Below are 1,917 nucleotides of genomic sequence, written 5' to 3' on the forward strand. Positions count from 1 at the left end.
AACGTGTTGACCGCGTTGAACGACTGCGATCCGCCCGAAACCTGCATGACGGCCAGGGTCCGGCCCTGGGTCGGACGCATGCCGCCGAATTCGAGCGGCAAATGGTCGATCTGCGCTTTCATGATGCCGGTGATCTGGCCGTGCCGTTCGGGACTGCACCAGACCATGCCCTCGGACCAAAGCGCATGCTCGCGAAGCTCATGCACCGCCGGGTGATCATCGTCCTTGATCTGGTCGGGGAGCGGGAGATCGGCCGGATCGAAGATCCGCACTTCGGCGCCGAAGAGGATGAGCAGCCGGGCCGCTTCCTCGACCGCGAAGCGACTGAACGACCGCTCGCGCAGCGAGCCGTAGAGGAGGAGGATGCGAGGTTTCGGCTCAAGCGCGCCGAGCCCGGCGGCGAGATCGGGCCGGATCATTGCACGGTCCAGCGCGGGCATGTGATCGGGTTCGGGAAGGATACGAAGACGCGACATCAGGCAATCCATTTGTACAAAAGGGCGGCGCTCGCCGGGCATAGCGATCGGAACTCGGCCGATTGCGCGATGACGGCAGGAACGTCGGTCCGTTCGGCTGTTTCATAGCCGTGACGGCGAAAGAAAGGCTCGGCGGTCGTGGTGAGCAGGTACAGGCTAGTCGCGCCCTCATCAGCTGCAGCGCGTTCGACTGCCGTGAGAATGGCACCGCCCAATCCGCATCCGCGCCGATCGGCCTTCACGACCAGCGAGCGCAGCAGGCGGTCGGAGCCGTCGCCTTCGATCCCGCCATAGCCGACAAGGCCAACATCATCCTCGAACCGAAAGAAGCGGCGTCCCGCCTCGGCGAGATCACTGGCAGGCAGACCCGCCGCGCTCAGCTCCGCCATCAGGTCGGAAAGCGACCTGGAATCCAGCAGTGTAGCGATCATGCAGGAACGCGTTGCTCGTACCAGGGCCGCGTCTTCTTGACGATGCTGACGACAGACAGCATTACCGGCACCTCGACCAGCACGCCCACCACGGTCGCGAGCGCGGCCCCGGAATTGAGGCCGAACAGGCTGATCGCGGCTGCAACCGCGAGCTCGAAGAAATTGGACGCGCCGATCAGCGCGGCCGGAGCGGCGACGCACCAGGCCACGCCGAAGCGCCGGCTGAGCCAATAGGCCAGGCCCGCATTGAAGTAGACCTGGATGAGGATGGGAATGGCAATCAGTGCGATGACCAGCGGATGAGCCAGGATCGCCGGGCCCTGGAAGCCGAACAGGAGGACGAGCGTCGTCAGCAGCGCAACCAGCGACACCGGCCCAAGCGTTGCCAGCAGCCGATCGAGCGCCGGCTGCCCGCCTGACGATAGCAACGCCCGACGAATGATCTGCGCGACGATGACGGGCACGACGATATAGAGCAGGACCGAGATGAGCAGCGTGTCCCAGGGCACTGTGATCGAGGCGACCCCGAGCAGCAGTCCGACCAGCGGTGCGAAGGCGAAGACCATGATCACGTCGTTGAGCGCCACCTGGCTCAGCGTATAGGTCGGCTCGCCGTCGCACAGGTTCGACCAGACGAACACCATCGCCGTGCAGGGGGCGGCGGCGAGCAGGATGAGCCCGGCGATATAGGCGTTGATCTCGCCCTGCGGCAGCAGCGGCCGGAAGAGCCATCCCAGGAACAGCGTGCCGAGCAGCGCCATTGAAAAGGGCTTCACCGCCCAGTTGATGAAGAGGGTGACGCCGACGCCCTTCCAGTGTTGGCGAACCGACCCCAACGCGCCGAGGTCGATCTTGAGCAGCATGGGGACGATCATCAGCCAGATCAGCACAGCCACGACCAGGTTCACGCGCGCGATCTCAGCCGATGCGATGGCTGCGAACAGATTCGGCAGCGAATAGCCGAGCGCGATGCCGACAGCGATGCAGAGCGCCACCCAGACGCTCAAATA

The 1,917-nt window shown here is 64.8% G+C and carries 3 protein-coding genes; all 3 read right to left on the minus strand.

Annotated features, from left to right (window positions below; all coding sequences use genetic code 11):
• Positions 1–476, minus strand: a 476-nt coding sequence (locus tag IQ35_RS20795; protein WP_199740004.1) for an NAD(P)H-dependent oxidoreductase, incomplete at its 3' end; no start/stop codon positions are given.
• Positions 476–907, minus strand: a complete 432-nt coding sequence (gene arsN2 / locus IQ35_RS20800) for an arsenic resistance N-acetyltransferase ArsN2 (protein ID WP_007688071.1) — start codon at positions 905–907, stop codon at positions 476–478. The genes arsN2 and IQ35_RS20795, both read right to left, overlap by 1 nt.
• The coding region (arsB, locus tag IQ35_RS20805) for an ACR3 family arsenite efflux transporter (protein WP_145076216.1) at positions 904–1,917 on the minus strand (1,014 nt) is incomplete at its 5' end. The genes arsB and arsN2, both read right to left, overlap by 4 nt.

Origin of the sequence: Sphingobium wenxiniae, assembly GCF_007830065.1 — a bacterium.
Taxonomy (GTDB): Bacteria; Pseudomonadota; Alphaproteobacteria; order Sphingomonadales; family Sphingomonadaceae; genus Sphingobium; species Sphingobium wenxiniae.

Excerpts from the sequence above, each read along its gene's own strand:
- arsN2 (WP_007688071.1), bottom strand. The coding sequence starts at position 907 with ATGATCGCTACACTGCTGGATTCCAGGTCGCTTTCCGACCTGATGGCG.